General features: G+C 31.7%; 5 protein-coding genes and 1 pseudogene. 1 reads left to right on the top strand and 5 read right to left on the bottom strand.

The window, feature by feature from the left end; translation table 11 throughout:
• Positions 1–36: 36 nt before the first annotated feature.
• Positions 37–894 (top strand): annotated as a pseudogene (locus tag CN601_RS23985) (SpoVR family protein); the annotation flags it as partial.
• A 354-nt stretch (positions 895–1,248) separates the two neighbouring features.
• On the opposite strand, the gene CN601_RS23980 reads toward CN601_RS23985, so the two are convergent.
• The 5 genes from CN601_RS23980 to CN601_RS23960 all read right to left on the bottom strand — a co-directional run bounded on the left by CN601_RS23980 (position 1,249) and on the right by CN601_RS23960 (position 5,937).
• Positions 1,249–2,199, bottom strand: coding sequence for a nucleoside hydrolase (locus CN601_RS23980; RefSeq protein WP_098121713.1), 951 nt, complete (start codon positions 2,197–2,199; stop codon positions 1,249–1,251).
• Between the two features lie 665 nt (positions 2,200–2,864).
• A complete protein-coding gene (locus CN601_RS23975) occupies positions 2,865–3,260 on the bottom strand; it encodes a hypothetical protein (RefSeq protein ID WP_098121714.1) in 396 nt (131 codons plus the stop codon).
• Positions 3,261–3,263: 3 nt separating this feature from the next.
• Entirely contained in the window at positions 3,264–4,406 is a 1,143-nt protein-coding gene (locus CN601_RS23970) for a ParM/StbA family protein (RefSeq protein WP_098121715.1), read from the bottom strand.
• Positions 4,407–4,712: 306 nt separating this feature from the next.
• Positions 4,713–5,171: a ribbon-helix-helix domain-containing protein gene (locus tag CN601_RS23965; protein ID WP_098121716.1), complete on the bottom strand. Its 459-nt coding sequence runs from the start codon at positions 5,169–5,171 to the stop codon at positions 4,713–4,715.
• Positions 5,143–5,937 carry a ParA family protein gene (locus CN601_RS23960; protein WP_257131804.1) on the bottom strand — a complete coding sequence of 265 codons (795 nt, stop codon included), beginning with the start codon at positions 5,935–5,937 and terminating at the stop codon, positions 5,143–5,145. The genes CN601_RS23965 and CN601_RS23960 overlap by 29 nt, the downstream gene beginning before the upstream one ends.
• Positions 5,938–6,760 lie beyond the last annotated feature (823 nt).

Below are 6,760 nucleotides of genomic sequence, written 5' to 3'. Positions count from 1 at the left end.
GGCAATTAGAAGATGATATGCTCCCCCCCCCATCCTAGAGTAGGACCATATGATGATTTATGGAATTTAGATAATAAAAAAGAAAACATTGCTCCTGTAAAACCTCGAAAAAAGAAATTCCCACCACAACCTGAAAAGGATCTTTTACTATTTATTCAACACTTTAGTCGCGAATTAGAAGAGTGGCAACGAGACATTTTAACAATGTTACGAGAGGAATTGGTTTATTTTTGGCCACAGCTCGAAACAAAAATTATGAATGAGGGATGGGCTAGTCTTTGGCATCAACGTATTATGAGAGAGTTAGATTTAACATCAGGTGAATCAATTGAATTTGCAAAACTGAATGCAAGTGTACTACAGCCCTCGAAGACAAGTATAAACCCTTACTATTTTGGACTAAAAATGTTTGAGGATATTGAAGAAAAATATAACAATCCATCTGAAGAAATGAAACAATATGGGGTGAAAGCTGGTTCTGGAACTGAAAAAATTTTTGAAGTACGTGAGCTTGAATCAGATACTAGTTTTATTAGAAACTATTTATCAAAAGAATTTGTTATGAACAAAGACTTGTATTTGTTTAATAAACAGGGAAAAGAATATAAGATTAATGATAAAAGTTGGGTGAATGTACGTGATCAATTGGTAAATATGCGCACGAATGGTGGATATCCCTATATTACTGTAAATGATGGAGACTATCAAAAAAATGGTGAATTGTATTTAAATCATTCATTTGAAGAAATTGAATTAGATCTTAAATATCTTGAAAAAGTTTTATCATATATATACCAATTGTGGGGAAGAACGACTCATATTGAGACAAGAATGGATGGGAAAGTTGTATTATTTAGTTATGATGGTAATAATGTAAATCGTAAATATTTGTAAATGCCGGTTTAGGCGTTTTTTTATTTTAGCTGTTTTGTAAACGTTGTTGGTTTAAAAAAAGATATGTTGATTACCGTTATCCATGCAACGACCAAACAAGTACTCTCCACATTTTGAGCTAAATCTATATAATATCAGAAGTGAAATACGGGACTTTTAACTTGCCCGTCGTGATTTTAAACAGGCGTTTTCTTGTCCTATTGAACTAAAGCATTGTTGTAGCGTTAATCCCAGTCGCCTTCTTATTGGATAGTTCATTTAAGAGAAACCTCTGCAGGCAAAGAAATACTAGCATACGCCTTATCCATATGCTAAAATAATCAAAATTTTTATCACTTATCTCATAATAATAGGTTACAGCCTCTCTTTTAAAAATGTTTCCATAATATCTTTCTTAAATTTTTCATAATCAAATTGAAAAGCCACACTATGTGTTTTAAAATCTGGATTTGCCTCAAAACGAAAGTCTGCAATACTTTGACCGAATCCATCTCCTTGGTCAGGAATTATTTTAATTGGTACTTTTGAGAGACGAACCGCTTCTGGATTTAACAAATACCAGATTGTTACAAAGTCATGCATAGGACTTCCAGCTATGCCAGGATTCGATTTAGAATAGAAACTATAGTAGTAGTCCAACATGGGCTTGATAATGAGCCCTGCTGGATCTTTTGTGTTACGATGAAATGCATCGATTTGTTGAACCATTTCAGGTGTAACAACGGCATGTTGAGTAATGTTTAAGGGAACTATTGTTAAATTTTTTGCATGTTGTAGAATTATATTTGCTGCATATGGATCAGAATAAAAGTTAGCTTCTGCCACAGCTGTCACATTTCCAGGATAAAAAAAAGCCCCTCCCATACAAATGTATTCTTTCACATCCTTCATCTTAGCTAAGTTTAAAACAAATGCGGTAGCCAAAGAAGAAAGCCTTCCTAAATTAATAATAATCAAGTTGTCCAAATTTGAATCTATAATGGGATAAATATCATTAATAGGGTATACAGGAGAGGTGATTTGAGGAGGAATAATAGGTCCTAGCCCAGCTTCCCCATGCACTTCTGGAAAAGACTTTACAGCTATACCCGTTAAAGGGACAGATGCACCAAGAAAAACAGGTATCTCCTGTCTTCCCGCGATAAACTTTAAATAATTTATATTCCATATAGCTTTTTCCCTTGATACATTCCCATAGTCGGCTACAATCCCTACAAGTTGAATATCCTTACGAAAAAAGGTATACAGTAAAGCAAATGCATCATCAATTCCTAAATCAGTAAACAGAAGAACTTTTTTTTGCAAAATTCCGCCTCCTAGTAAATTGGATAATAAGAAGATGTGAAAGCAAGTACCGTTAATAAAATAAGGTAAGTATGCTATTATGTACTGATTTCAATTGTTTTAGGTAAAACGGATTGTTTCCTATGTTTTCACTTTTTTATTATAAATTGAATCATCTTTATCTGTTTTTAATTAGTTGGATTACATTCTGTGATACTATTTTGGCTCCCCCTTTAAGTAAGGGGGGATATTGAGTAGAATGATTATTTATAATATTCACCAATACTAAACTGATGCCTGTCTTCATTCGATTTTAATTTTGCTTCATAAAAGCCGTATGGAAATCTGGTCTACATAAACACCAACATCGTGATAGGCAATAAAAGAGGTTCCACCAAGAAGGTCTTTTTTTATCTTTTAACTAACAAGCTCGTACTTTGTAACAACATTGAACAAAGTTGAATTTATTTTTTATAAGCCAAAAATTTATTCAAAAAGTACAAACTGTTGTGTCACCAAGATGCTAACTGTTATTCCTATTAATACTTAGTTTAAAAATGACAAAAAAACCAGAAAAACCTTCATTCAGGATTATCTGGTTTCTAAATTTCTACGTATTTCGCACTCGGTTTAATCTTCTATAGCCATTTACTTCGCCGCTTTCTCATTATCAGGTCAAATAATGTCTACTCAAAATCTAGCATTCCTGCAAAATCAGAAAAATCTTCATCCGAATCCTTATCGTTGGTACGTTCATTAGGATCAGTTGGATAGAGCCTTTGCGCTTGAATGGTATTTTTACTACCAATCAACATTGCGATGAATGCAGAGATTGATTTTTGAATAACCGGATCATTTAATATCTTTCTGTCTTCGGATGTAAGTTTATAGGCTAAGCGTACGTATATGTCGTCAACAATTGATTCTTCGTTTGCTTCTTTTGCTGCTGCCTCAATAAGATTTAATATTTCTGAATTACGCTTATCTAACCCATTTAAAAACTTTAATGTTTCATCACTTATCTCTACTGGAAGCTTAATTGAAAATGTTTTACCAGGTTCTAATGCTTTATTATTTGACACGCATTAAACACCTACTTTTTTTAACCCTAATTCAATCCCTTTATTTTTAGAAACGATGTATAGGATTTTGAAGTATGCCTTTGCAATGCTCCAAATACTCTCATCTGCCTCTAAAAAATGTAGTTCATATCCTTTACCTACTTTATTTAAACCTTCTAATTGTTCGCAAATGATAGCTGCTGAACCACCTACGATGTAAATTTCATCTAGGTCGCCAACGTTATCCCATGTGCTAACGATATCATTGTATTGCAATTGAGCGTAAGTTTGTAGATGTTTATCGACAGTTGATTTAATTGATACAGGCTTGCCATCAGGCTTAATAATAAATGGATCGTTCTCACGTACAATGTTTTCTACAAGTTGGCGTCTTGATTTGAAAATGGTTTTTCTGTATTCACGGTCTAAATCTTTATTGATTAAATCAAGGTAATGACCGATTCCAGCAATATCCCCTTCTGAGCTTTCATTATCAATTTTTCCATTTCGAATAATCGCTTTATCTCTAGTATTTCCACCAATGTCAGTGATTAGTAGATTTTTAGACAGTAGTTCTTGATTTTTTTTATTAAAATAATCGTCCATCGTTAGATTGATCATTGCTGCATATCCCTCGATACTTACTATAACGTCTTCAAACTCTATTCGAACTGTTTTTCCTTTTAACCCTCCAGGGGTTTGTTCGAATTTTACTTCATGCATACTCTCTATCAGTTTTTTCTTAAAATTAATCCGTGCATTTTCATCATCTTTTACCTCATCCAATGGTAAACCTGTACTCAATAAGTATTTTACGTTTATAACATCTTTATCTGAATTTTTAGCTGCATCCAATGCAAGTGCAGTAAGAAGTAGAATGATTGTTTGCTCAGAATCCCCTTTTTTAACACGAGAAGATACGACATCGTTGTTTACTTCTTTCGCAGCTAAATTACCAACCGCATAGATTGCAGATTCTTTTAAAGCCCTAGAAGTCACATGGACATGTAGTTCTTCAATTGGTTCATTCTCATCTGACAACATTGAACGTGTATCCATTCTTTTTATGACATTCGGTATGTAAATACGATTTTTTTCAGAAAGTCCTCCGATAAAACCTTTTAAACTATCATTTCCAGCATCTAGTGACGCAATCTTAAATTTCATTAACAATCATCTCCTAAATTGGATTTATTTACCTTATATACAAATGATAACACTTTAGTAACACTGTTTCAATCTTTAAGTAACACTTTAGTAACACTTTTTATACTATTCAATTACTATTAAATAACCCCTGTGATTTACTAAGTGATTGCTGAACAAAAATTTTAAAAATAAAAAAGCTGATCTGTTATGACCAGCTTTCTTGCCTACTGAGTTCATTCATAAACTCAAATCGTTGAATCGTCTAGTATATATTAATAGAATGATTGTTTAGTTACTAGTTTTTTCATTTTTTTGATTAATAGATCACAATACGCCATAGTCTTCTAATAATTTTCGCAAAGCCTGGTTAATCAGTTTTGATTTGTCCCCTTTTTGCCCTCTAGCGGAAATTTTATCTACTTCAGTGGCCAAGTCGGGATCCATATAAAAAGAAGTAAAGACTTTCTTCTCTTTCTTCTTCAAGGTCTTTTTTCCAGAAGCAAGATTTCGAAGATAATCATCGTCTTCATCTTCAATTTTAGTATTAACAATATCGTTATTGTCATTGATGACATATGTTTCGTTTTCTAAGTCATTGTTATTATTAATGATGTCAATGTTTTGATTGTTATTATCAGTAATGTTATTGTTCTCGATTTCTTTTTTGATATCGACTTTGTTATCAGTCTTCTCATCAATCACATCAGTTTCGTATGAATTAAAAAAGGTCTGAGTAGCATTCGGTTTTTTTATTTTATCTTTGAGGCTGATTTTGTTGGACACGTTCCTTCAACTCCTTTATAAAGGGAATATAGTATTCTAAGGCAATTTTTAATTCTGCGTTTTCTTCAAAACCAGTTATGGCTAAACGTCTTGTCGCAGCTTTTCTGCGTATAAAGGAATGGAATTTCAGCCCAGGATAATCTTCATCAATTGCTTCTTCCATCACTTCATTTTCTTTCGCTCTTGCATCGATCAAGGAGAAAAGAATACCAGCTGTTTCTAAGGTTGGATTGTATCGTTCTTTTGCTCCTTCAATGATTTCTAAGAACTTTGGAATCGCATAATAAGCAAACATGGATCCGTCAAACATGACAACAGCGTAACTACCAGCTTCAGAGAAGGTACTTAACGGCAAAACAGTTTGTTCGGATAATGCAGGTGGCGTATCAATAATAATCCAGTCATAGTCCTCCATAACAGGTTCAAGTGCTTTTTGTAATGCGTCTAACTTTAATCCCTTTTCATACATTCTTCTAGGTAATGTTGCTAGAAAATCATTAGCTGGGATTAAGTCTAGGTTTTCTTTAATTTTAATAATGTATGAACGGGCATCTTCATTTAAGATTGCTTCTAAAATGCTTTTCTCCTCAAAAACGCTGCATATGTCATACTCTCCGGTTAAGAAACTGGTTAAGTTCCCTTGTCCATCCATGTCAATAGCCAACACTTTCTCTTCTTGACTTAATAGATAGGAAGTAATGCCGCTACTTGTCGATTTAGAGCAACCACCTTTACTTATACCAAATGTGACAATTTTTGCTGTCAAGATTAACACCTCTTTCAAAAATATAGATGAATATTTTAAATTGAATGGAACATCGAGTATATATCTACTAAAAATAAGATTTATCTCAAAAAACTAGTATGTGTATAATTCATCATTATAACATATGTCATTATATATATCACTGTATATGATGTGTTTGTAGTTATTATTGAAAATCTATTTGATTTACATAGATTAATTAGTAGATTTCTAGTTTGATAGACAAATTCCTGTCTGGTTATTTGATATTTCTAATAAATGTGTAAACTGATCATTAAAATGATGTAACTAAATATTTCTAATAGAATAGTAATATATATATTTAATAAATATCGATAATATCATATTTGTAGTTTTTAATTCCTATATATATGCCTTATTATATATTAACATATATGATTTTATTAATATATGACAATGGTATATAAGAATACTTCATTTATAACATCGGTATTAATTTATAAGTATATAAAATCAATAATAATAATATATATGATGCCATATATATTATAACGTATGATGTTTAGTATGTAACATTGATAATGAAGTATAAGAAATATATAACAACAACATTGCTATTGATATTATTGTATATGTGAAATTTGTCAATGTTATATATGGCAATATATATATTATAGTGTGTGATGTTTATCTGTAGCGTTGATAATGACGTATATTGAATATTTAATAACAACATCACTATTGATGTTGTTATATATGAAATACATATGAATGTTATATATGACAACATATATAACATGACGTAAGATGTTTAGTATTGCAATGTTGACAATGCCATATATTGTTTAATGCAAAATAAAAG

Source organism: Bacillus sp. AFS017336, assembly GCF_002555445.1.
Classification (GTDB): domain Bacteria; phylum Bacillota; class Bacilli; order Bacillales; family Bacillaceae_G; genus Gottfriedia.
Note: the sequence above shows the minus strand (reverse complement) of the source record. Positions and strands in the feature narration are given on the sequence as shown.